19 protein-coding genes are annotated in these 23,594 nt (G+C 38.1%); 11 read left to right on the forward strand and 8 right to left on the reverse strand.

Annotation, left to right across the window (positions count from 1 at the left end; translation table 11 throughout):
• The first annotated feature begins 183 nt into the window (after nucleotides 1-183).
• A complete protein-coding gene (locus ACOWPH_RS11100; RefSeq protein WP_015215446.1) occupies nucleotides 184-507 on the forward strand; it encodes a phasin family protein in 324 nt (107 codons plus the stop codon).
• A gap of 82 nt (nucleotides 508-589) precedes the next feature.
• Complete coding sequence (locus tag ACOWPH_RS11105; RefSeq protein WP_042466049.1) at nucleotides 590-1,114, forward strand: FKBP-type peptidyl-prolyl cis-trans isomerase; 525 nt, start codon at nucleotides 590-592, stop codon at nucleotides 1,112-1,114.
• Nucleotides 1,115-1,252: 138 nt separating this feature from the next.
• On the opposite strand, the gene dnaB is transcribed toward ACOWPH_RS11105, so the two are convergent.
• The 3 genes from dnaB to gloB all read right to left on the reverse strand — a co-directional run bounded on the left by dnaB (nucleotide 1,253) and on the right by gloB (nucleotide 5,837).
• The gene (dnaB, locus tag ACOWPH_RS11110; protein WP_015215448.1) at nucleotides 1,253-4,093 is read right to left on the reverse strand and encodes a replicative DNA helicase; all 2,841 of its coding nucleotides are present in this window, start codon (nucleotides 4,091-4,093) and stop codon (nucleotides 1,253-1,255) included.
• A gap of 306 nt (nucleotides 4,094-4,399) precedes the next feature.
• Nucleotides 4,400-4,858, reverse strand: a complete 459-nt coding sequence (gene rplI, locus ACOWPH_RS11115) for a 50S ribosomal protein L9 (protein WP_015215449.1) — start codon at nucleotides 4,856-4,858, stop codon at nucleotides 4,400-4,402.
• A gap of 205 nt (nucleotides 4,859-5,063) precedes the next feature.
• Nucleotides 5,064-5,837, reverse strand: a complete 774-nt coding sequence (gloB, locus tag ACOWPH_RS11120) for a hydroxyacylglutathione hydrolase (protein WP_015215450.1) — start codon at nucleotides 5,835-5,837, stop codon at nucleotides 5,064-5,066.
• Between the two features lie 351 nt (nucleotides 5,838-6,188).
• On the opposite strand from gloB, the gene ACOWPH_RS11125 reads away from it, so the two are divergent.
• The 8 genes from ACOWPH_RS11125 to ACOWPH_RS11160 all read left to right on the forward strand — a co-directional run bounded on the left by ACOWPH_RS11125 (nucleotide 6,189) and on the right by ACOWPH_RS11160 (nucleotide 15,315).
• Nucleotides 6,189-6,647: an alpha-1,2-fucosyltransferase gene (locus ACOWPH_RS11125; RefSeq protein WP_242043046.1), complete on the forward strand. Its 459-nt coding sequence runs from the start codon at nucleotides 6,189-6,191 to the stop codon at nucleotides 6,645-6,647.
• Nucleotides 6,648-6,673: 26 nt separating this feature from the next.
• The gene (locus tag ACOWPH_RS11130) at nucleotides 6,674-7,516 is read left to right on the forward strand and encodes a hypothetical protein (RefSeq protein WP_015215451.1); all 843 of its coding nucleotides are present in this window, start codon (nucleotides 6,674-6,676) and stop codon (nucleotides 7,514-7,516) included.
• 117 nt (nucleotides 7,517-7,633) lie between these two features.
• Nucleotides 7,634-8,806: a glycosyltransferase family 4 protein gene (locus ACOWPH_RS11135; RefSeq protein WP_015215452.1), complete on the forward strand. Its 1,173-nt coding sequence runs from the start codon at nucleotides 7,634-7,636 to the stop codon at nucleotides 8,804-8,806.
• Nucleotides 8,807-8,895: 89 nt separating this feature from the next.
• Nucleotides 8,896-11,145 carry an ABC transporter ATP-binding protein gene (locus ACOWPH_RS11140; protein ID WP_015215453.1) on the forward strand — a complete coding sequence of 750 codons (2,250 nt, stop codon included), beginning with the start codon at nucleotides 8,896-8,898 and terminating at the stop codon, nucleotides 11,143-11,145.
• Nucleotides 11,146-11,149: 4 nt separating this feature from the next.
• Nucleotides 11,150-12,361, forward strand: coding sequence for a glycosyltransferase family 4 protein (locus ACOWPH_RS11145; RefSeq protein WP_015215454.1), 1,212 nt, complete (start codon nucleotides 11,150-11,152; stop codon nucleotides 12,359-12,361).
• 24 nt (nucleotides 12,362-12,385) lie between these two features.
• Nucleotides 12,386-13,339 (forward strand): glycosyltransferase family 10 domain-containing protein, encoded by a 954-nt coding sequence (locus ACOWPH_RS11150; protein WP_015215455.1) that lies wholly within the window; start codon nucleotides 12,386-12,388, stop codon nucleotides 13,337-13,339.
• A gap of 36 nt (nucleotides 13,340-13,375) precedes the next feature.
• The gene (locus ACOWPH_RS11155; RefSeq protein ID WP_015215456.1) at nucleotides 13,376-14,374 is read left to right on the forward strand and encodes an Npun_R2821/Npun_R2822 family protein; all 999 of its coding nucleotides are present in this window, start codon (nucleotides 13,376-13,378) and stop codon (nucleotides 14,372-14,374) included.
• A gap of 11 nt (nucleotides 14,375-14,385) precedes the next feature.
• The gene (locus tag ACOWPH_RS11160; protein ID WP_015215457.1) at nucleotides 14,386-15,315 is read left to right on the forward strand and encodes an Npun_R2821/Npun_R2822 family protein; all 930 of its coding nucleotides are present in this window, start codon (nucleotides 14,386-14,388) and stop codon (nucleotides 15,313-15,315) included.
• Nucleotides 15,316-15,412: 97 nt separating this feature from the next.
• On the opposite strand, the gene ACOWPH_RS11165 is transcribed toward ACOWPH_RS11160, so the two are convergent.
• From ACOWPH_RS11165 to ACOWPH_RS11175, 3 genes are all read right to left on the reverse strand, one after another.
• Nucleotides 15,413-15,805, reverse strand: coding sequence for a hypothetical protein (locus ACOWPH_RS11165; RefSeq protein ID WP_015215458.1), 393 nt, complete (start codon nucleotides 15,803-15,805; stop codon nucleotides 15,413-15,415).
• Nucleotides 15,806-15,851: 46 nt separating this feature from the next.
• A complete protein-coding gene (locus ACOWPH_RS11170) occupies nucleotides 15,852-17,528 on the reverse strand; it encodes an ABC1 kinase family protein (RefSeq protein ID WP_015215459.1) in 1,677 nt (558 codons plus the stop codon).
• A 287-nt stretch (nucleotides 17,529-17,815) separates the two neighbouring features.
• Nucleotides 17,816-20,401 (reverse strand): M1 family metallopeptidase, encoded by a 2,586-nt coding sequence (locus tag ACOWPH_RS11175; protein WP_015215460.1) that lies wholly within the window; start codon nucleotides 20,399-20,401, stop codon nucleotides 17,816-17,818.
• Between the two features lie 566 nt (nucleotides 20,402-20,967).
• Here ACOWPH_RS11175 and ACOWPH_RS11180 point away from each other — a divergent pair.
• Nucleotides 20,968-22,638: a DUF3352 domain-containing protein gene (locus ACOWPH_RS11180; protein WP_015215461.1), complete on the forward strand. Its 1,671-nt coding sequence runs from the start codon at nucleotides 20,968-20,970 to the stop codon at nucleotides 22,636-22,638.
• Between the two features lie 303 nt (nucleotides 22,639-22,941).
• On the opposite strand, the gene ACOWPH_RS11185 is transcribed toward ACOWPH_RS11180, so the two are convergent.
• A complete protein-coding gene (locus ACOWPH_RS11185; protein WP_015215462.1) occupies nucleotides 22,942-23,217 on the reverse strand; it encodes a DUF4351 domain-containing protein in 276 nt (91 codons plus the stop codon).
• Between the two features lie 3 nt (nucleotides 23,218-23,220).
• Nucleotides 23,221-23,571, reverse strand: a complete 351-nt coding sequence (locus tag ACOWPH_RS11190) for a DUF4351 domain-containing protein (RefSeq protein WP_015215463.1) — start codon at nucleotides 23,569-23,571, stop codon at nucleotides 23,221-23,223.
• Nucleotides 23,572-23,594: the final 23 nt, after the last annotated feature.

The following is a 23,594-nucleotide window of genomic DNA, read 5'->3' on the forward strand; positions in this document are numbered from 1 at the left end:
AGATAAGTAGGTGAGTGTGAATATTTATCCTTAAGATAAGGCAAGAGGCATAAGGGAAGAGGGTTTGAAAAAATATATCTGTAAGCTCAAATCACTAAGCTTCCCGCATAGTCTAATGTTAATACTTGTCCGTTCGAGGGCAAAAGGTTCGCTGGTTAAAAATAAAATGATTAGGAAAAGACTATGGATAGCAACAACTGGTTAGAACAGCTGATGATGCTGGGTATTGGTACAACCTCTTTGGTAGCAGATAAACTACGGCAAGTCAGTGACGAACTCGTGAAGGATGGTAAGCTCAATCCTGAGCAAGCTAAAGCAGTCATGGACGACATTGTACAGCAGTTAAAGTCAGATCAAGGTAACTGGGAAGTGCAAATGCAAAGACAAATGCGAAATATGATGCAAGATTTGGGAGTTGCACGTCAGTCAGAAGTAGATGAACTGCGAGGAAGAATTGATCGTTTAGAGCGTCAGGTACGTGATTTAGAAAATAAGCTTTGGCGTTAAGATGTCTATTGTGATTTAAACTAAGTGATGTCCTGTTGGTAATAATCAAATTACCTAATTACCTATATAGGGAGGGATGATTTTGAAAGGAATTTTATTGAGCGTGGTGTTCATGCTCGTGTGTGTTGTGGCTTTAGTTTTGGCGCAAGTCGGTGGTAAACAAGAGACTGATATTGCTGCTAAATTAACCCAAACACCTTCAGCAGCCACTGTTGTAATTGCAGAAAATAATACTCTGATAGCGAGCAAGATTATGTCTGATGAGAAAGTCGTGACTACTCCCTCTGGACTGAAGTACGTTGAATTAGCACAGGGAAGTGGCGCAACTCCTGAGAAGGGAAAAACGGTTGTAGTTCACTATACTGGTACTTTGGAAGATGGGACTAAATTTGATAGTTCACGCGATCGCGGCCAACCCTTCAGTTTCAAAATTGGGATCGGACAGGTAATTAAAGGTTGGGATGAAGGACTCAGCACTATGAAAGTAGGTGATCGTCGGAAGTTAATTATCCCCTCAGAGTTAGGTTACGGTGCTAGTGGTGCTGGTAATGTAATTCCACCCTACTCTACTCTAATTTTTGATGTGGAATTGTTGGAGATTAAGTAAAATTTGGTAATGGGTAATGGGTAATGGGTAATGGGTAATGGGTAAGAGTTTTTTCCAATCACCAATAACCAATTGCCCATTATTATTTTAATTACGAATTACGAATTACGAATTACGAATTACGAATTACGAATTATTTTAATAATTTGGTCTAGCTAAGTTTTTGAATTTTGTAAATTGTGGATCAAATAAAAGTTTAATAGTCCCAGTTGGTCCATTGCGGTGTTTAGCTACTATAACTTCTGTAATTCCGCGATCTGGGGTATCCGGTGAGTAATATTCATCACGATAAAGCATGATCACTAAATCCGCATCTTGTTCGATCGATCCCGATTCACGTAAATCAGATAACATCGGGCGTTTATTGGTACGGGCTTCTACACCTCGACTTAACTGAGATAGGGCGATAACTGGGACAGATAACTCACGAGCTAAACCTTTGAGCGATCGCGTGATTCTTGATAATTCCTGTACCCGATTATCCCCGCCACCTTCCATCAATTGCAAGTAATCTATAACTATTAAGCCCAGTTCTGTATTCTGTTCGGCTTGGAGTCGTCGCGCTTGACTCCGCATTTGTGTAACTGTAATATTTGCGGTATCGTCAATAAAAATAGGCATTTCCGAAAGCATCCCAATGGCACGGCTTAAAGGTTCCCACTGGGTTTGGCTAATGCGTCCACTCCGTAAATAACCACTTTCAATTCCCGCTTCACTAGCTAATAATCGCTGTACTAGCTGTTCTTTGGACATTTCTAAACTGAAAACAGCAACAGGTAATTTATAACCAGCCGCAATATTATGAGCTAGGTTAAGACAGAAGGCAGTATTGTGTACACAAACATCATTAGCAACAAAATTGTGTGTTTCTGGAATAGTTAAATCATAAACTTGCTTGTTACCTACGGCATCAATAGCAACGATTTCATCCCAATAAATATCACTACTTGCTAATTGTTGAAGTGATAAATTATCTAAGGCAGTAGCTAAAATCCACAATCTTTCTCTCCTTAAAGATCGTTTACCAACGTGCATATTGCTATAGCCTTTAATGCCCACACGGTAAGCTAAACTATTCCAAGTTTCACTACCTTTGGCTACTGCTATTTGTTCCCAAATGTCTACAGGAATAAGGTCACGATTAGTTTGATATCTTTTTGTAGATATTGCTGCTGTAACCTTTGCTAATGCCTCTTCTTTACCGAAAATACCAATTTCTGAAATAAAAGTCTTGATAGATAAGGCATCAGTAATATCTAATTGCCAAGCAGGTCTACGAGTATTATTATATTTTACAGAGCGCTTTTTCAAGGTGGCAATAATGCCAAATCTTAATAACAGATGTTGAATCTGTCTTGCTAGTTTCTCGCTGACTGTTGCATAGCCTAACTGTGATTGTCCACTAGCGAGTAATGTAGCCCAACCATCTGTAGCAAATAGACGGTTAAGGAATAAGGAGATTTGTGATTTTTCTAATTTAAATATAATTTTGGGGATAGTTTTAGCATGAGCATCTTTCCCCCACAAACCTAATTTTTCCAACCAAATTGTTAAAACATTTTTACTAGACTGGCTGATACTAGTAAATCCATGAGGTGCAAATTCCTCTAACTCCATGTTTAGAGTTTTACATAATAGCTGAAAAGTGTTTAAATTCGGTACACATTCTCCTTTTTGCCACATACAAAGTAAAGATGGACTTACGCCTAGTTCATGGCTTAATTGTTTAGCTGATAATGAACGAGAACTAATGGCGGTTTTGAGGCTTTCGGCAAACAACTCTCTTTGAGTAGCAATAAATTCTAAATTTCCTCGAACACACAATGATGGTGTCCTTTGACCTTGGGAATCTTCACATCTTACTGATAAACCACCAAAGTCAGTAATGGCTTGAGAAAAATCTGCTTGTAGTAACGGGTTGCTATTTGTAAATCTTGGAGTGCTGTTAGTTAAACCACCATCACCAATCAAGTAACCTAATAACTTGACTTCGCATTCCCGGAGGGTTTCTTTACCAAAAACATCAATTTTACGAGGGACGGCAATTTTATCACCAATTTTCAGATTTTCTAGCCTTTGCCAGCCGTTAATAGTTAAATATGGGTGGGTAATGGTAGTTTCAATCGACCTACCCAAGCGAGTTGTTACCCGAAAAACAGGTTTGATGCCGTCATCTACAAAGGCAGATGGTTGGGTAAAGGTGAATTTCCAATCGTTGTTTAACGTCAATAAAGAACCTTGACGTTGGTTGTACAATTCTTCAATTGTGGTAATTTGCCCATCAGCTAGGACGATTTCTGAGTCGTAACTGAGGCATTTTCCCATTGATGGCCTGCCAGCGATGATAATTAAATCAGAACGCTGAAAACCACTGGTCATGGCATCTAAATCATAAAAACCGCAGGGAATACCGGGTAATGCAATGCCTTGATGACGAGTTTCAATTTCCTGGAAGGCATTAATCAGGGTATCGGAAATGTGAACTAAACCTGATTGAGGACGTTCTTGAGTAACACCAAAAACTTTCTGTTCGGCTTGGTCGAGGACAATTGGTAATTCGGTTTCGGTTTCGTAACCAAGATGGACAACTTCATTACCAGCTTTGATTAATTGTCGTCGCAGGTATTTTTCTGTGACTAATCCTGCTAAGGCATCAATGTTGACTGCTGAGACAGTGCGGTCTACTAAAGTGGCTAATTTGTTTCTGCCACCAATGCGGGTCAGTTTATCGTTATCAGTCAGCCAACTGGTGAGGGAAAGGAGATCTGTGGGCTTATTTTGGGCATGGAGAGCGATCGCAGCTTGATAGATGTCTCTGTGGGCGCTAATATAAAATGCTTCGGGAGCCAAGCGATCGCGAATTCGACCTATTGCTTCTGGATCTAGTAAGATACCCCCCAAAATCGCTTCTTCTGCTTCGATGTTTTGGGGTGGTAAACGATTGCTACCATCACCTTGAAAACTCAGTTCTTCAGCCATAAGCGATTCTGGATTTGTGAGCAGGGGCAAGTCAATACAGAGCGATGAGTAACGAGTAGCGAGTAATGAGTAGAAGAGTCAATCAATTTTGGATTTTAGAGAAAGCGATTTTAGATTGACTGTACTCACTCTTGGGTTACAGCTTGGGGATTTTAGAGAAAGCTATTTTAGATTTGTTCCACCCAACAAGGATCGGGGCTTGTACCAAACAAATAATCCAAAATCCAAAATCCAAAATTGGCACGGTCAACCACTCGACACTCAATACTCTGTACTTAATACTTTGTACTCGGTACTCAGTACTCGTTAGCTGGCAATAACTTCGATATTAATTTGCGCTGTTACTTCAGAATGCAGCTTAATCTCAGCTTTATAAGTACCGAGGTGGTTAATATCGGGGATGGTAATGCCACGACGATCAATTTCTTGACTAGTAGCGGCGAGAATTGCTTCTGCTACATCTTGGGTGGTGACAGTACCGAAAATAGCTTCATTTTCACCAACTGGTTTGGCAATTTTCAAGCTACCAACTTTTTCTAAAGTTGCTTTTTGTTCTAAAGCTTGTTGTTTGAGTTCTAATTGCCGTAGACGTTCTTGCTCACGACGACGTTCTACTTGCTTGAGAAGACCGGGAGTGGCATGATTTGCCTTTTTCTGAGGAATGAGGTAGTTACGAGCATAACCAGGAGCTACATCCACTAAGTCGCCGGATTTGCCGAGCTTATAAATATCCTGATTCAAAATTAACTGCACACGTTTGGCCATTGTCTTTCGTTTTTCCTGTAAAATTTTTATTGACTTGGGTATCAGCAGGAGAGCTTACAAAATGGTAGCTTGATTCCCAGCGACTTTACATAGTTACCCCAAAGCCTACAGATCGTAGCGGAAAATAGGGGGCGATCGCAACTCTAATTTGCCAAAATCTACAATATCTGTTCCTACTATAGAGTTTCAGCAGTTACTAAAATCTTTAAAATTGGTCTTTCATAGCTCTAAGTCTGGCAAAGGTTTGCACTGGATCACTACTTTTTGCAGCTAATTGTAATGATGGTTGATCCCATCGCAAGAAGGGATTGGTCAGCTTTTCTATTCCTAGTACTGAAGGTACAGTCGGTTTTTGGTGTTGACGCATAGCTGTTACTTCGGCAAAACGCCTTTGTAAATCTGGATTTTCACCATCAACGGTGAGAGCAAATCGTAAATTCCCCAATGTGTATTCATGGGCGCACCAAACACGAGTATTATCTGGTAAATTACGGAGTTTAGTAAGAGAATCTACCATTTGTGTTGGTGTACCTTCAAATAAGCGACCACAACCACCGCTGAATATGGTATCACCGCAGAATAATTCCCCTGTCTCATCTGCTGTGGTCGGGGGGAAGTAATAAGCGATGTGAGCGCGGGTATGTCCAGGGACAAAGAAAACTTCTGCGGTGCGATCGCTAAACTGGATGCGATCGCCATCTTGTAAAAATACCTGCTGTCCAGGAATCCTCCCCCGATCTTCCACACCACCATAAACAACTACCTGAGGAAATTGTTGTATTAACTGCTGATTACCACCTACGTGATCGTGATGGTGATGAGTGTTAAAAATTGCTACTAACTCCGCTTTAAGTTGCGCTAATTGCTGCAAAACCAATTGAGAATCTGCCGGATCGACTACTGCGGCAATGTTTTTTTTGCTATCATGTAGCAAAAATACATAATTGTCCGAAAGTGCTGCCAAACTTATGATCTGCACGACATTTGCCTCTATTCCAAGTAAATATTGAGTATAAATATTTTGAGTACTCGCCTAAGTAATCTACAGAACTTCATAAAAAACTGCAAATAATTACTTATAATTTAAATAAAAATAAAACTATACCTGGTATGATAATATAAAATTATACTTTGCTAAGAGTTCCCTCTTAATAGATTGGTAATTTAGCATAACAAGTACGGTAGAGCCTTATAGCTTTACTTACTTACATTAAGTTTAAATATTAATCAATGTTAACCTAGATTGCAACTACATACATTATGTTAGTAATATCTGCAAAATCTGGACAATTTTCAACCATTAGCAAAATATCAAGAAAATGTAGCATCGTTGATTTCTAGTATTCGTAAGCAAACTGATATCGTGATTGGGGTACATATTCGTCAAGGAGATTATCAGAAGCATCAAGGTGGTAGATATTTTTATACGGTCGAACAATATTTAAAAGTCATGGAAGATGTTATAGAGCTTTTTCCTAATCAAAAGGTAACTTTCTTGATTTGCTCAAATAATCAACAAGACCCAAAATATTTCCAACATTTATCTTATGTATATGGAAATAATCATATAATTGAAGATATGTATTCTTTGGCTAAATGTGATTATATTATTACTCCTCCTAGTTCATATACTATGTGGGCTTCATTCTACGGAGAAAAACCACTTTATATGATTAGGAATACCACTAAATCACCAAAAATAAAAGATTTTGTCCACTTTTACCAATGGAAAGGAGTTTTTTCTTACGACGAAGACTGGAGTAAAAGTTTCTGGGAATGGACACACTAAATTAGTTTTAAACAAAATAAGGTTTTATGAGATCAGCAACTAAAGGATTTATTACAATTCTCACAGGACTTTACCCTTTTCAAGATTGTGTTCATTTTTTAGCATCGGTAAGAAAGTTTCATCAGGAGCCAATAATTATTTTAATTGATCAAGTTCCTAAAACTTTGTATCCCTTACTAACAAGATTTAAAAATATAATTTTGAAGCCAGCCCCAGCCAATGAAAATCCTGTTTTAGCATCACGAGAAGCTAAACTAGCCTTGTATGATGCCTCAGAATTTGATAAAACCATTTACTTAGATTCAGATACTTGTCTATTATCTGACTTAAATGATGTGTTTAATCATTTAGATGAATATGATTTGTTATTAACAGAAGATGTACAACCTGCTATTTCCAAAGCAACGAATTTATTACGAGGAAATCAAAAAGAACTTTTACCTCATGTCCTCACAATTTTGCAATCTTTAGACTTACCACTACAGAATGATAGTATCCAGTACAATAGCGGTTTAATCGCTTTTACAAAAACAGAAAAAAATCACATCTTTTTTAAGGAATTTAAACATTATTTTGAAATAGTCAAAAACAACCAAGATCAATTACTACTCAAAGATCAAGGTGCTTTTGCCTCAGCCATAGCCGCAACCAAGCCAAAAATAAAAATATTACCCCCCACCTATAATTATATGAGTAAATGGCAAGATGCCTACCAGATTGATACACCAATCAAAGTTCTACATTGTACCTATCCTTACCGTCCTCAATACGCTAAAAATATTACTCGAAGTCTTTATACTAGAGTATTTGACAAATTAGCTCAAGTATTTTTACCCAACCAAGTAACTAATCCCTGGCGTAAAAAATAAACTATTAATTAATTATGATAGATAATAACTACTGTATGTAACGAAACATTTGCGATTTAGATCGTAGCACAATAAAAACATCTGAAAATCTTGCAGTCAAAGGAGAAAATACCAAAATTGAAAATTTCTATATTAGTGAGTGATTTATCGAGTGCTGGAGCAGGAAGATGGGGTGGTGGATCTGTCCGCTCCTTTCTGTTAGCTCAAGCACTACAAAAACTTAATCATCAAGTAGAAATTTTAGGATTTGTCTTTGGACAAGAGACCGCAGTGATTCCGAAATCAGAAATTATGATTAATCACTTTACTGGCTATAACTATCCAAAATTTCTGATCTCAGCTTCTCAGCTTCTGAAAAGACTTGATGGCGATATCATTTATGCTATGAGACCAAAACCTACAACTTTTGGTTTAGCATTACTGCAAAAATTAACAACCAAGCAACCAATAATTTTAGATATAGATGACTGGGAACTTAGTTGGTATGGTGGTGAAAAATGGCAATATAATTTCTCATGGAAGCAAATTTATCGGGATATTTTTAAACCAGATGGAGCATTGAAAAATCCAGATCATCCGCTTTATTTGCAAAAAGTTGAAAGGATGACACACAAAGCTGATGCCATTACAATCCATACTAAATTTTTACAAGATAAGTTTGGCGGCACATATATTCCCAATGGCAAAGACACAGAACTGTTTAATCCCAATTATTATGATCCTGAAGCAAGTAGGAGCTATTATGGACTGTCAGGTTATAAAATTTTAATGTTTCCTGGCGCACCTAGACCTTATAAAGGTGTTGAAGATGTATTAATGGCACTTGAAATTCTCAATGAACCAGATTTAAAACTAGTAATTGTGGGTGGTAGTCCTTATGATGATTATGATGTTCAACTCTCAGAAAAATGGGGACGTTGGATTATCAAACTCCCAAAATATCCATCTACAGAAATGCCTAAAATTGTAGCAGCGGCACACATCATTGTTGTACCACAAAGGGATACTCCCGCAGCTTTAGCTCAATTTCCTCTCAAGTTAACAGATGGTATGGCAATGGCTAAACCTATATTAGCAACTCGTGTGGGAGACATTCCTGAAATTCTAGGCGAAACAGGTTACTTAGTTGATTCTGAAGCGCCTGCACAACTTGCCGAAAAAATCAAATTGATATTTGAGGATTTAGATACAGCCAATCAGCGTGCGGTTAAAGCAAGAGAAAGATGTGTAGAAAAATATAGTATCAATTCAATGTCCTCTGTTCTTGAGTCAGTGATCACCAACTTATAGATAGTTCTGAGAAATAATTAATTTTCAAAGAATGATCATATATATTGTTGGTGTAAGAAATAACTTAATTCTCATGTTAATTAAACCTTATGTCTACCAGAAAATTACTACTAAGATTTGCTAAACCTTATCCAGTTTTGATTGTATCAACAATATTATTAGGATTTTCTGGAGCTTTATTTAATGGCATTAGCACGGCTCTAATTGTGCCAGTTATTTTAAAAATAGTAGGACAAAATATAGACTTTAAAGGCGCTCCTGGTATTCTCAAAATTCTCTTAAATCCATTTGATGGTGTGCCAGAAAATTACCGAATTGCAGTTATGGCAGTAGCAGTTATTGGCACAATTGCTTTAAAGAATTTATTTGCATACATTAGTTCATTAACATCTAGTTCTCTCACCCGGATGCTAACATCAGATATGCGAGAAGCTGGACTCAGTATTTTATTAAAAGTTGATATAGATTATTACACCAAGATGAAGGTCGGCGATTTAATGAACCGTCTGGGCGGAGAAATGAGTCGCGCCTCTAGTGCTATAAGTAATGTAGTCAAATTAACTACTCTGTCAATTACAATTTTAGTTTTTATTGGTTTATTATTGTCCATCTCGTGGCAATTAACAATTGCTGCCACAGCTTTAATGTTGGTAGTGACATTGCTGAATCAGTACTTTATTAGCCGTTCCAAAAAATTTGGAAAACAACTCAGTGAGCTATCTAAAGCATATTCAATTGCTGTACTAGAAATTTTGAATGGAATCAGGTTAGTCAAGTCAACAGGCAATGAAACCAGAGAATATCAACGTATTCAAAAACTGATTAAAGATCGTGAAAAAGCAGATTTTGATTCTCAGGCTAATTCACAAGCGATCGGTCCCTTGAGCGAATTTATGGGCATCACTTGTTTATTGATAATTGTTTTTCTGAGTAAAACTTTATTTGCAAACCAAATTACTGCCGTTTCTACCGTACTGCTGACATACTTACTAGTGCTATTGCGATTACTACCATTAATTTCTCAATTAAATGGTCTGCGGAGCAATTTTGCCAGTACTGCTACTAGCGTAGAGATGGTAAGTGAATTTTTGAGGCTAGAAGATAAGCCATTTATGGGTAATGGTAAACTCCCTTATAAAAGCTTAGAAAAGGGAGTACATTTTAAATCTATTTCTTTTGCATATACTGGAAATAAACAACAGGTATTGAAAGATATAAACTTATATTTACCTTGTGGCACAACTTTAGCGTTGGTAGGTGGTTCTGGTGCTGGTAAATCGACATTGGCAGACCTTCTACCAAGATTTTATGATCCAACCAGTGGCTGTATTACTTTTGATGATGTAGATTTACGGGAATTTGATTTAGCTTCTGTGCGAAAACACATGGGAATTGTTAGTCAAGATACTTTTTTGTTTAATGATTCAGTACGGAATAACATCGCCTATGCTAGACCAGAAGCAACAGAAGAAGAAATCATCACAGCAGCACAGCGAGCTAATGCTTATGAATTTATTAACAAATTACCACAGCAATTTGATACCCTGATAGGCGATCGCGGTGTGATGTTATCCGGTGGTCAAAGACAAAGACTAGCGATCGCACGCGCACTAGTTCAAAATCCAGAAATCCTCATCCTAGACGAAGCTACGAGCGCCTTAGATACTGTTTCCGAACGCTTGGTACAATCTGCACTCGATGAACTCAGTCAGAATCGCACCACCCTAGTCATTGCTCACCGTCTTTCCACAGTCCGTAAAGCCGATCAAATAGCCGTCCTAGATCAAGGTCGTGTTGTCGAAGTTGGAACCCATGAAGAACTGCTCAAAAAGGATGGATACTATTCACAGCTATGTTCCATGCAATTTGCCAATAATTCTGACACTTCCGGTAAACGCAATCAAAGCTTACTCCGGATATCTTATGAAATTCGCACACAACTTAATTCCATGATTGGGTTAATGCGTTTATTAATTGATGATCTAGTAGATGATTCCCAAGAGCGTCAAGAATTACTAGAAGAATCTTACAAATCAGCATGGAGAATCATCAACACCGTTGATGTTTTCGATGATGTAATTAACAAACAAATCAAAGGACAGTTAGTCTCTATCGCCGAGCAGAACCGCAGTGGAATTACCACATATTATCAAAACTTTACTTATCTATTTGATGAATTTCGCTCCTCTTTGAATCCCATATTTGCTTGCCTCCGCACACTAGCTGATCACGTAGAAGAGCCAATAGAATTTCAAAATCAACTACTGAACGAAGCATATGAATCTGCTATTTATCTTCTGGGCAACCTAGAAAAATTTGAGGATAACATTAAAATATAAAACAATGAAAAACAATATTTTAGCTAAAAACTATATATTTTTTATTAACGAAGAATTACCAAAGCCAGAAGCGCACCTAGTTCAGTCCACTAACGCTGCGAATGGGGCAGCTAACTTAGATTATGCAACCGTACTAGTTTATCCTCAAAAAGGATTATCAGCTATAAATCCCTGGTATCTAGCTCGTCCTTTTCAACCTCAAAAAATACCAGCCAAACTTGTGAATTACTACAATTTACAAGATAAATTAAAAGTTGCTCCTTTACCCATGCCTTGGCCAATTGACAATTGGCAAAATAAAATTACTAATTCCAATACTATTGCCACCAAGTATTATTTACCTCTTCATATAAAACCAACAACCCAACTTGTTCATAGTCGTAACTGGAATTTTATTAAAGCCGCTATCAAAAATGACATTCCGGCAATCTACGAACATCACCATCACGATCACAAGAAATTTGAGCCGGAAATCGTCAAAAATCCCCTATTTCAAATTGCCATCACAGTAGTAGACACCATCCGTGAAACCATGATTGAAAATGGTATGCCACCAGAAAAAGTGATCACTCTACACAATGGTTTTAATCGCCTATTCATGGAAAGACAACCTGAAAAATCTAGATTATGGCGTGAAAAATTATTGCAAGACGAACGAACAAAATTGGTTGTCTATGCAGGAGCATTAAAGCAATTTAAAGGTATTGATATACTCATTGAAGTAGCTAGAGAAATGCCAAATGTGCAGTTCGCCTGTGCAGGTGGTAAACCAGCAGAAGTTGAACACTATCAACAATTAGCAAAAGACAAGCAAGTAGAAAATATTACTTTTTTAGGTTATATCTTGCATAATGAGTTATCATCTTTGCTACAAGCAGCAGATATCTTGGCTCATCCTCATTGCTTAGGAAAAGCCGCAACTTTTACGTCCCCCTTAAAGTTATTTGACTATCTAGCCTCTGGCAATCCCGTTGTTGCTACTGAAATTCCCTCCTTAACTGAGTTTAAAAATACTCCGGCTATTGCCGCTTGGTGTGAACCAGATAACCCAACTAAATTTGCCGCTGCTCTGCAACAAGTATTAGCAACACATCCCAAAAAAATAGCTGGTTATCCAGAAATTATTGACTTTGTTAAGCAGTTCTCTTGGGAAAATCGTGCCGCCAAAATCCTCAGCCACATAGATCAATCCTTTCTACCTCAACTCATCCCCTAAACTAATTTTGATTAGCGACTAAATATGAAAACTGTAGGTATGATTAGCAGCTATCGCGCTCTAGAATCAAGAGCAGACTGGCTGTGGCAACAAACACCCCATCCCTTTGGTGTTTGGGAAAATATAAAAATGCAAGCACTGGCAGAAAAACCAGATTTCCTGCTCATGTATCAGTTTGATTTTCCTCGACCATCACCTCCTCCGTCATTATTAGACCGTTTACGGAAAAAGCAACCAAAACCAGAGTTAAATATTCATAATCTCTTACGGAATGTCAGTAAAGAGCAGATTATTTATTTATTGAGAGAACCACCTTTAGATGAAATTTTAGAAATTAATAAACGTAATTATCAACAAGCTGAAAATTATTGTGGTTATATTTCCGGCCCTGATGATTTTGCCCCCATTCCCAACTATATGCCTGCTATTTGGTATCACTCTAATTCCTTTAAGGATTTAAATGAAATGCCATGTCCGCAAAAAGTATCTAACTGTAGTTGGATTACTTCCGGTATTAATCGCACAGCTAATCATCGGCAACGTCTCGATTTTTTGCAATCTTTAAAATCTAGCGGTATGCAAATTGATTTCTATGGACGTGGTTTAGAAAAATGGGTAAAAACGTCGGGAGAACTTGGTAACAAGTGGTACGGCATGGCACCATATTATTATAATTTAGCAATTGAAAACTATGCTGATAATAGTTGGTATGTAAGTGAGAAACTTTGGGATAGTTTATTAGCTTGGTGTTTACCAATTTACTATGGTGGACAAGCAGCAGATAAATTATTACCACCAGGTAGCTTTTTAAGATTACCAAGTTTAGATGAAAAAGGAATTGCCTACATTCAAGAAATAACAGCTACTCCTGATGCTTGGTATGCTGCAAAAGATGCGATTGCTGAAGCCAGACAAATTATTTTACACAAACTAAACTTACTCAATTGGTTATCAGAATTCGCCACTAAATTTTCTTAATTCAAATTGATAAATGTACATTTTTAGGATTTATATATGGATGGTATTTGTACACTTGCTAATGACCGAGTTTATGACCAACTCATTGCCTTAATTAACAGTATAGAAGCAATTTATGGTCAGACAATGCCTGTATGTATCTATCCTTATGATCACAATACAGAAAAAATTGCTGCTGAACTTGTCCACCGCCCTCATGTGACACTTTATGATCACCAAGATTCAATTCAAAAATGGGATAAATTTGTCAAAGATATTTGGGATACCCATCCTACAGCCCAAACACATTGGCAAAAACTAGGAAGCTATCAATATCATCGACTCGGAACTCATCGGCGTTATTGTGCTTTTGATGCCCCTTTTGACCGCTTTGTTTACATGGATGCTGATACTATATTAATGAGTTCATTAGATCATATTTTTACTCAATTAAGTCATCATGATTGGGTAGTATACGATTTTCAATTCAAAGATTTATCTCATGTTTACAGTTTATCATCAACCAAATTAAAAGAATTATTCACCCCAGAACGTTTGCAAACTGAAATATTTTGTTCTGGATTTTATGGTTCTAAAAAAGATATATTTCCTGAGCCAAATAGAGAAATGATCCTAGATTTTTTGCGTCAAGGAGAAGCAGAAGTTCTCTATGATATGGCTCCTGACCAAACAATTCTCAACTATATGGTCATGCGATTAGGGTTATCTAACTATAATTTTGCCCTGGAGTTACCTGCTGATCAAACTACTGGTTGCTCTGTAACCTCTTTACATTTTGAAAACCGAGATCAAATTCTCTATGACAAGGGTAACAGATTGACTTATTTGCATTATATTGGGTTATCTTCTAAATTATTCCATCGAGTTTGTACTGGAGAAAATATTGATTTTCCTTATCGAGATATTTTTCTGTACTATCGCTATTTGCATGAACCGGAACAGCGGCCAAAGTTCACAACTAAAGCTAAGGCTTATAATGCTGTTCCCAGTTTAGGCACAAGAATTTTAAACAAGTTGAAATTAGCTAAAAAGTAGAGGTTAATTGAATGAATAGGGGAATTTATATCATTGCTAATGATAAAGTGACAGACCAAGCGATCGCACTTTTGAATAGTATTCGGTTACATGATGCTGATACACCAGTAGTCATGATTCCTTATGATGATAATTATCATGCCATTGCTGATATTTTAGGTAAAAATTATGGCGTAAAAATCTATGAAGACCTAGATTTTATTGCTCGTCTTTCCCAAAGATTATATGAAACCTTTGGGGGTCAGTTTTTTGCTCGTCCTAATCAATTTCGTAAACAAGCTTGCTGGTTTGGAGAATTTGATGAATTTTTGTATATTGATACTGACATTGTTGTTTTTGAAAAAATAATTGATAATCTCAACTATTTGCAAAATACTGACTTTATCTGTTGTGATTATCAACATTTAGGAGGGATTAAAAATGTTTTTAATTCCCAAGTATTAGAAGATAAAGTATTTTCAAAGGATGAAGTTAAAGAAATTTTCAACGGCGGTTTTTGGGGTTCTAAGAAAAACTTAATTTCCGAAAATGATTTGTACGAAACATTTGCTGAATGTGCATCTCATCCAGAATATTTTGATTTTTCTGAAAAGACTTCTGACCAACCAATTATCAATTATATGCTACTTAAGCGTATTCCCCGTCGTTTTAACATCGTCCGTAGGGAAGGCAAAGCACCAGGAAATTGGGGGGGAACACCACATTTTCAGACCCAAGGTAATATTTTATTTGATCCAACAGTTAATCAACCTCTGCAATATCTCCATTGGGCAGGAATTAAAATTCAACCTGGTTGTCCCTACTGGGAAACTTGGGAATATTATCGTAATTTGAACTCTAGTATACCTGCCGCTGCTATTCCCGCACCTGTGAAAAAAAGTCAGTGGCAGCAGACTGTTGACAATATTAAAAACCAAGTCAAACAACTGAGAAGTAAGTAACTCTATCCTTAGATACCCTCTAGCTCCCTTAAAAAGGTGGAAATCGGTGTCAAAGTCCCCCTTCATCATAGGCATTTAGGGGGATAAACTTTTATTTTTAAGACCAAGAATCTAAATCTAAAGATTGCATCCCTTGACTTTTAACGTAATCTAGCAAACCTCCCAACTGCCACCAAACAAATAAACAAGTTAGCAAACTCATTGGTAAACCCACACCTAAAGCTAGTCCAAAGGGAAAACCAAATATTTCTAAACCGGAAGAAAGAAATAAACAAATACCACCTGTAATACCAATAAATGGCACTAACAATTGTTTATAAAAGAAACGGGCATTAGTATTTTGTTCAGAAGACTTATCTTTAGACTTATCCTTTGGCCATTGTTGAATAATGACTTTTAATGTGCCAGAGAGTGCTAAACCAGAAGTTAAAGCAGTAAGAAAACCAATTAATAGTAAAATGTAAGGCGGTTGTAGGGGGTAATAGTACATTAAAACTCCTGATTGTTATTAAAATTCGTTTTTATTTACTGAGGGATTATTTGGGCAGAATAGCAGCTACACTTTCTCTAGAGAACTCTGTTAACAAGCCAACTGCTACATTTAATAACCGATTTGGTGGTAAGTCATCCTTGACTAAATTCCAGAGCCGTTGTACTTCTTCAGTATGTAAGCGGTCATCTTCGGTAATGGCAAGAACTAACTGACGACGGAGAAATTTACCTTCTTCAGATAGTAGAAATTGTAAGCCCATTTTTGCTGTAGGTAAAACATCAAATTCCTCATCAGTACGAGCAATGGCAATTAAGTTTTCTAACCTCTGCCACTGGAATTTACCATCTTTAAATAATACATTCAGTAACCGCCGTCTCAATGCGGGAGATTCTCCGGTGAGCAACCGTCTTGCTATGTAGGGATAGCCTATTTCAACGATTTTAAAATTGGGGTTAAGGCTGAGAGCAATGCCTTCTTGTGTCACCAGGGAACGAATAATTAAAGCAAATTTGGCTGGTACTCGGAAAGGATATTCATACATCAATTCCGAAAATTCATCGGTAATGGTTTTGAAGTTAAAGTCCTTGACATTTTTGCCAATAGCATTTCCCAACACGGCTTCTAATGCTGGTACGATTGGGCAAATATTTGTATCTGGAGCTAAAAAGCCCAGTTTTACAAAGTCTTCGGCTAAGTCTGTGTAATCCTTATTGACCAGATGTACTAAGGCATCTACGAGTGATTCTTTGGTAGTTTCTTCTAATTGATCCATCATGCCAAAGTCAATGTAAGCCATCCGACCATCGGGGACAGCAAACAAATTACCTGGATGGGGATCGGCATGGAAAAAGCCATGTTCTAACAGCTGTTGTAATCCAGTCGTAACACCTATTTGGATTATTGTTTCTGGATCTAAACCTGCTTGGCGGATGCTTTGTGTATCAGTGAGTTTAAATCCGTTAATCCATTCCAGAGTTAAGACATGATTACTGGTATAACGCCAATAAATAGACGGAACTTTGACGTGAGGATCATCATGGAAGTTATTCGCAAATTTTTCCGCGTTGCGACCTTCGTTGATGTAATCTATTTCTTCAAATAGTTTTGTGCCAAATTCATCAACAATTAATGTGAGGTCGTGACCAAGATTAAGAGGCAACCAAGGTGTTAGCCAACCTGCTGCCCAGCGCATTAAGTACAAGTCTTTTGTAATGACTGGACGTAGGTGCGGACGCTGCACTTTTACGGCTACTTCTTCACCACTGAGTAAGCGACCACGATAGACTTGACCTAAACTGGCTGCTGCTACTGGTTTGGGTGAGAGTTCCTTAAATATTTCCTGAATTGGTCGGTCTAGTTCAGTTTCAATAATGTGGTAAGCCAGGGCATTATCGAAGGGTGGTAACTGGTCTTGTAACTTTATCAGTTCTGCTAAAAAGTCTTTGCGGATTAGGTCAGGTCTGGTGGAGAGTGCTTGACCTACTTTAATAAAGGTAGGTCCAAGGTGAGTGAGCAGTTCTCGCAACTGGGTAGCTCGTTTCCCCTTGTTCTGCTCAACTTGATTTTGCCATTCATCCCACTTGAGACCGAGTATAAATCCTGCAAAAGATAGGATGATTCTTAGCAGTCTGCCCCAAGCTAACCAGGGACGGTAACGATAGTAACGAGCGATCGCGTCTGGATTATACTGCTTTAGTTGAGCAGGTTGATACTGACCCACGCCTTTATTTGCCTCTTCAACTGGGAATTTTACGATAGATAATTGGTTGACAAAGTATTGAGCTTTGCCTATTGACAGACACTATGTCAGGCTTAAGTAGCCTACTTCAACTGTCTAGAGTTGTTTATCTTTTTCTTAATTATACTTTATAAAAGTACAAACATTTGTTCTCCAGCTGGAGTATTTTATATTTTCTGTAATTTGTTGAGTTAAAAAGGTTGAGATCCCCGAATCTCCAAGAAGTCGGGAATCTGGTTGTTATTCAGGAATAATTGAGGATATTGAGTTTACTTTGATTTGGCCTCTAAAGTTTCCAAGCGGCTTTTTAGTTCCTGATTTTGTTGTTTGAGTTGGTCGAGTTCTTCACGCATTTGACGCAAGCTTTTTTCTGGGCCAATATTCTTTTGGACTTTGGCAACTTCTTCTTCAGCATAACGACGAACACGCCCATCAGCTGTTTGATTAGCTAAAGATTGTAAAATAGCGATCGCTTTAGAAGTTTCCATTTGTCCTAATGCTGACACCACTGCCACCTGTGTCAAAAAGAATGTTTCTCTAGCTATTTCTGCCAATCTGTCTAAAATTCGTTCTAAATTAGCAGGAGTTTGACCAACAGAAATTTTGCCTAAAGCCCGAATTGTCGCCAGTCGTAACGGTTGAGGGATGCCCAGTTTGGTGTATTCAATCAGCAAATTCAAAGCCGTTTCAGAAGTTTTCAACTCAGCCAGTCCAGCAACTGCGCCACTGCGTACTACTTCATTCCAACCTGCTTTTTCTTCCAAAACAGATTTTAGCAGCTTAATAACCTTATTTTCATGGGGTTTATCTTCCAAATTAGCAGATGCAATTGTGCCAATGGTACGACAAGCAGCAGCTTCCACATAGTAGCTGGGATCACCATCCTGCACAAAACCTTTCACAGCTTTATAACTAGTATGGGTTTTGATTTGAGACAAAGACTCTACCACCGCACGACGTACATAAGGACTTTGATCTTGCAAACCACCAACTAAAGCATCAAAAGCTTGATCTAACTTAATTTCTGCTAACTGTTTAGCCACTTCTACACGCACACCCCAGAAGGAATCATTTTCCAAAGCTGCTGATAGTGCTTTCATCGATTCTAATGCGCCTTTTTTAGCTAAAGCCTCAGCTGCATAGATGCGAGAAATGGGATTTGGATCAAATTCTAACTGTGCTTTCAACTCTGCGACTGGATATTCTAGAGTTACAGTTTTCAGGTAATTATTACCCACATCAAAGCTGATAAAATCAGGCTTTTCTGTCAAGGGAAAGTAGAAACTTTGTTCTCGTTCATTCACACGCACAGTGAAACTTTTGAGTTCTAATTTTGGCTGAATATAACCAAAACCGATGGGAATTTTTAGATCAAATAAATCCTTCTGCCCATTATTATCTGTACTGGCTTGGGTTTGAGTCACCGTCACCTTAGCTAAATTCGCATCCCCATCCCAAGAGTAAGCAACTTTAAAATCGGGATAACCACCGCGATAAACATACTGATCAAAAAGGAAAGTGAGATTTCGTCCAGTTGCTTTTTCAATGGATCTTAATAAATCTACTGTTTCGACAGTTTGATGAGCATAATCATTAACAAAGGTTTGAATTGCTGGCCAAAATAATTCATCTCCCAATTCTGTGCGAATCATGTGATAAACACAAGATCCTTTTTCGTAAATATGGCGATCATAAAGCTCAATTGCTTCCCGGTAAACATGAGTTACCATTGGCCGACGATAGCGACTATTATCTTCGCTTAAGTAACTCCGGGCTTCCAATAGGCGATAATAAGCTGCGTCTTGGATACCATATTCATATTCTGTCCACATTACTTCAGAATAGGAAGCCATTCCTTCCTTAATCCAAGCGTGGGACCAATGTTTAATTACCAGCAAATCACCAAACCATTGGTGTGCGAGTTCATGGACAACTAAGCTTTCTGTATTGCGGTTATCTAATGTGGCCCGATTATCTAGTAAACAGCGATCGGTTAAGAGAGTGGTGGAGGTGTTTTCCATCCCTCCAAAAATGAAGTCATCGACGCAGACCTGGGCATATTTGGGAAAAGGGTATGAGTAACCATACTTTTCGCTCAAAAATTCAATCATGCGGGGAGTTTTTCCCATACTGCGTTTAGCATCTGCCTCCCTGCCTTTTTCTACGTAGTAGGTGACGGGTTTACCTTTCCACTCGTCTCGAATTTCGGCAAAGTCTCCTACTGCTAATGTCATCAAGTAGGTAGGATGAACTTGCTGCTGTAACCAATGGTAAATTTTATCACTGCCATTTTCTTGGGTGTCAATTAATTCACCGTTGGAAATAGCGATCAGATGTTTGGGAACACGAACTCGAATTTCCGAAGTTGATAATTGTCCTGGGTAGTCGAAACAGGGAAACCAAAAACGAGAATCTTCGTCTTCTCCTTGAGTCCAGACTTGGGTGGGTTTGTCTGGATAGTGTTTGTCTGGTTGAATAAAGTAAATTCCCCGTTGGGGTTTTTCCACCGAGTAAGCGATCGCAATCAACAATCTTTTACCTATCTGAGTTGGTTGAGACAGTTGAATTGCCAGCTTTTCTCCATCATATTCAAACTTTTGCGGTACTTCGTCTACCTGTACAGATTGGATATTCAGGTTTACAGCATCCAAGGTCAAACGCTCAATATTATTACGGATAGGCAACAATCTAATACTACAATTGCCATAGTAACTTTGGTTCGGGATATCCAAACTCAGGTCGAGAAAAATATGCTCAACCTGTCCGGGTTTGTCAGGGTTGTAGTGTGGTTTAGCCCCTGGCAACTCAAACGATTTATGTCCGTTATTCTCTGTATCAAAATAAGAATGCAACATTGATAATTACTGACCTTGTAATCCTGAAACTTTCATAAAAATACCGATAGCTACGCTTGCCGTCGGCATCGTAGATGCGTATCCTCAATCAACACGATTATTTAATGAGGATTTTTCTCTGGGATGGGATGATTGGTATTAACCTTCTCATTTTGCGCCCAAGTCTCGATGTTTTGATGTCATCTGAATATTTTGCACTTTTGCATCTTCGGGACAAGAGTTTCTTGCACCGCGCTGTGTTCAGGTAGCGTGCCGTTAGGCGATCGATTTCCGTTAAGCACAAATACTATCGATCATTCTTCTAGCTTAGAATAGCTTGTGGCTAAGAGTCCGACTATTTTTTGGATATCAACTAAGATACCATTTGCGGATTGACTCCTGACTCTAGTGAAGTCTTTTTTAGAGCCACTATAAATTCTGCGTGTGTATAAACACTAATTTTATCAGTAAAAACCGCTAAATTAGTGGAAATCGGTGATAAAAATCCTAAATATTGACTATCACTGTTTTAACTGCCTGATAATAATTTATTTGCTCAAATATCTGCTCAAAAGAGGACAATAACAATGCCTGAAAGTAAATCAAAGTTTTTAGTTCCTGCTATTAGTGCTGCTATAGTCGTGGCGGGAGGTATTGCAGTTTATATGTATTTGAAATCTCCTACTGGAGATAGTTCCAGTCCTCTGGGCAGTGCTAAAGTAGTACCGGCTAATGCCTTAATAGCAACTTATATCAATACAGATGATCAGTCTTGGGATAAATTGCGGCAATTTGGTAATCCGCAAGCACAACAGTTGATAACAAAAAGTCTAGAAAATGTCAACAAAGAAATATTTAGTGATAGTAATATTTCTTACGAAACAGACATTAAGCCTTGGGTAGGTGGTGTGATGATTGCTGTATTACCACCTACTGCCCCTACACCTACTCAGCCGAATGCACCTATTCAGCCAAAACAGGAGCCAAATATCCTGTTAGTAGTAGGTATCAAGGATAAACTCAGTGCCTTGAATTTTTCTAAGAAATTGAAAGAGCAAAAAAATCTGCAAACTGAGGAATCAGATTATAAAGGTCAGAAAATTATTGCTAGTAAAAATAAGGGCAAATCGACATACACAACGGTTTTGAATAATAGCCAGTTGCTGTTAGCACCAGAAAAACAAGCTGTAGAAAAAGCTATTGACACTTATAAAGGTGAACCTTCTTTTGCGACTAAAGAAGGTGCAAGCAGCATTCTCTCCAAAGGTGTGGATGTAAAAAACAGCCTTGCTCAAATTTATGTTCCTGACTACGCCAATATGGCACAGCAATTAACAGCATTAAGTCCCCAAGCTAGGCCATTACCTCCCCAAACCTTGGCACAACTTAAACAAGTAAAGTCGATGGTAGCGGGTATTGGTGTTGATGATGCAGGATTGCGGTTAAAAGCTGTTGTGAATTTAGATCCGCAACTGAGCAAATTTCAGTATCAAACGACTCCTGCGAAGATAGTGGGACAATTTCCTAGCGATACCTTTGCTTTAGTCACTGGACAGAATCTTAATCGTAGTTGGCAAACCTTGGTAGAACAATCAAAAGATTATCCTGAACTGAAGCAAGTAGTTGAACAGACTCGCGGACAACTACAACAATTTGCCAATCTTGATTTAGATAAAGATATTTTTGGTTGGATGAATCAAGAATTTGCTTTGGGTGCAGTGAAATCAAGTCAAGGATGGTTAGCTAATGTAGGATTTGGAGGAGCGATAGTATTTGATACGAGCGATCGCAAAACAGCCGAAGCCACCTTCACTAAACTAGATGATTTAGCCAAAAAGCAATCCCTCAACGTTGCTCAAAAAAGCATTGGTGGTAAAAATATCACAGAATGGCAAATACCCCAACAAGGCGCTTTAGTAGCACATGGTTGGCTAGATCAGGACACCGTATTTCTTGCTATTGGTGGACCCGTTGCCGATACCCTGGCAGATAAAAAAGGTCAATCCCTCGATAATACGGACACATTTAAATCCGTAACTGCTTCTTTGCAAAAACCCAACGCAGGTTATTTTTACTTAGATATGGACAACACCACGTCCCTGATTACTCGTTTTGCCACAGCAGGTCAACCTCTTCCTCCCGATGCTAGTGCTATCCTGGGTTCCATTCGTGGTATTGGTGTGACTGTGAATAGCCCTGATAAATCTACCAGTCAAATGGAAATGTTATTGTCTCTGAAGCCTGCTACTGCAAAGTAAATTAAATTACTTGTAATAGGGCAATACACATCTCCAAACAAGGCGTAGGGATAATTCATCAATTGTCCCTACAAAACCTGAGTTCGGAGTTCGGAGTTTCTCCTATGCCTACGGCACGGCTTCGCCGAACGGAGACGCTACGCGAACGGAGTTATGATTTTTAAGGGCGAGAGAATAAGGGTTTGAGACTCCTACTGGGGGCAAGTTTTCCACAAATTATCTTATGTCGAACTCAGGTAACAATACCTTTTCCTCCTTGCACCTGATTATATTTCTCTGGATCTAATTAGCAATTTGGGTTAATCACTTATCTGTGTGAGTTTTTAGCCATTGTTCCAATTCGCTAATGTCCACAAAATCTAATAATGCTTCTCCCAGGTCTTCTCGTTGTTCTATGGTGAGTTTGTTGATATTTTCGATGTAATTACTGCTCAATTTTCCGAATCGCTTGGATAACTGACGTACTAGTAAGTTTGTCTGCCATTCTTGTCTAGCTTCTTGTCTACCTTCCTCCTTTGCTTCTTGATATACTCTTGTTTGCTTGATACCATTCACTAAAAATATTAGGTCTGTGTGCATTTTCTATAATTCTATGTGGGATTTGAGCCATTGTTCCAGGTCAGAAATGTCCACAAAGTCTAATAATGCTTCTCCCAGGTCTTCTAGTTGTTCTATGGTGAGTTTGTTGATATTTTCGATGTAATTACTGCTCAGTTTTCCAAATCGCTTGGATAACAGACGCATAAGTAAAATCATCTCTCCTTCTTGTCTACCTTCTTGTCTACCTTCCTGTATACCTTCCTGTATACCTTCCTGCTTTGCTTCTTGATATACTTTTGTTTGCTTGATATCACTGACTAAAAACATCGCTTCAATCTCCTGACGGCTTAATTGCGAGAATTTGGATAACAAAACAGTCTCTAGTAACTCCATAATACCTTTTCTGGTAGTGGTAA

Origin of the sequence: Anabaena sp. PCC 7938 (assembly GCF_049315035.1) — a bacterium.
Classification (GTDB): domain Bacteria; phylum Cyanobacteriota; class Cyanobacteriia; order Cyanobacteriales; family Nostocaceae; genus Anabaena; species Anabaena cylindrica.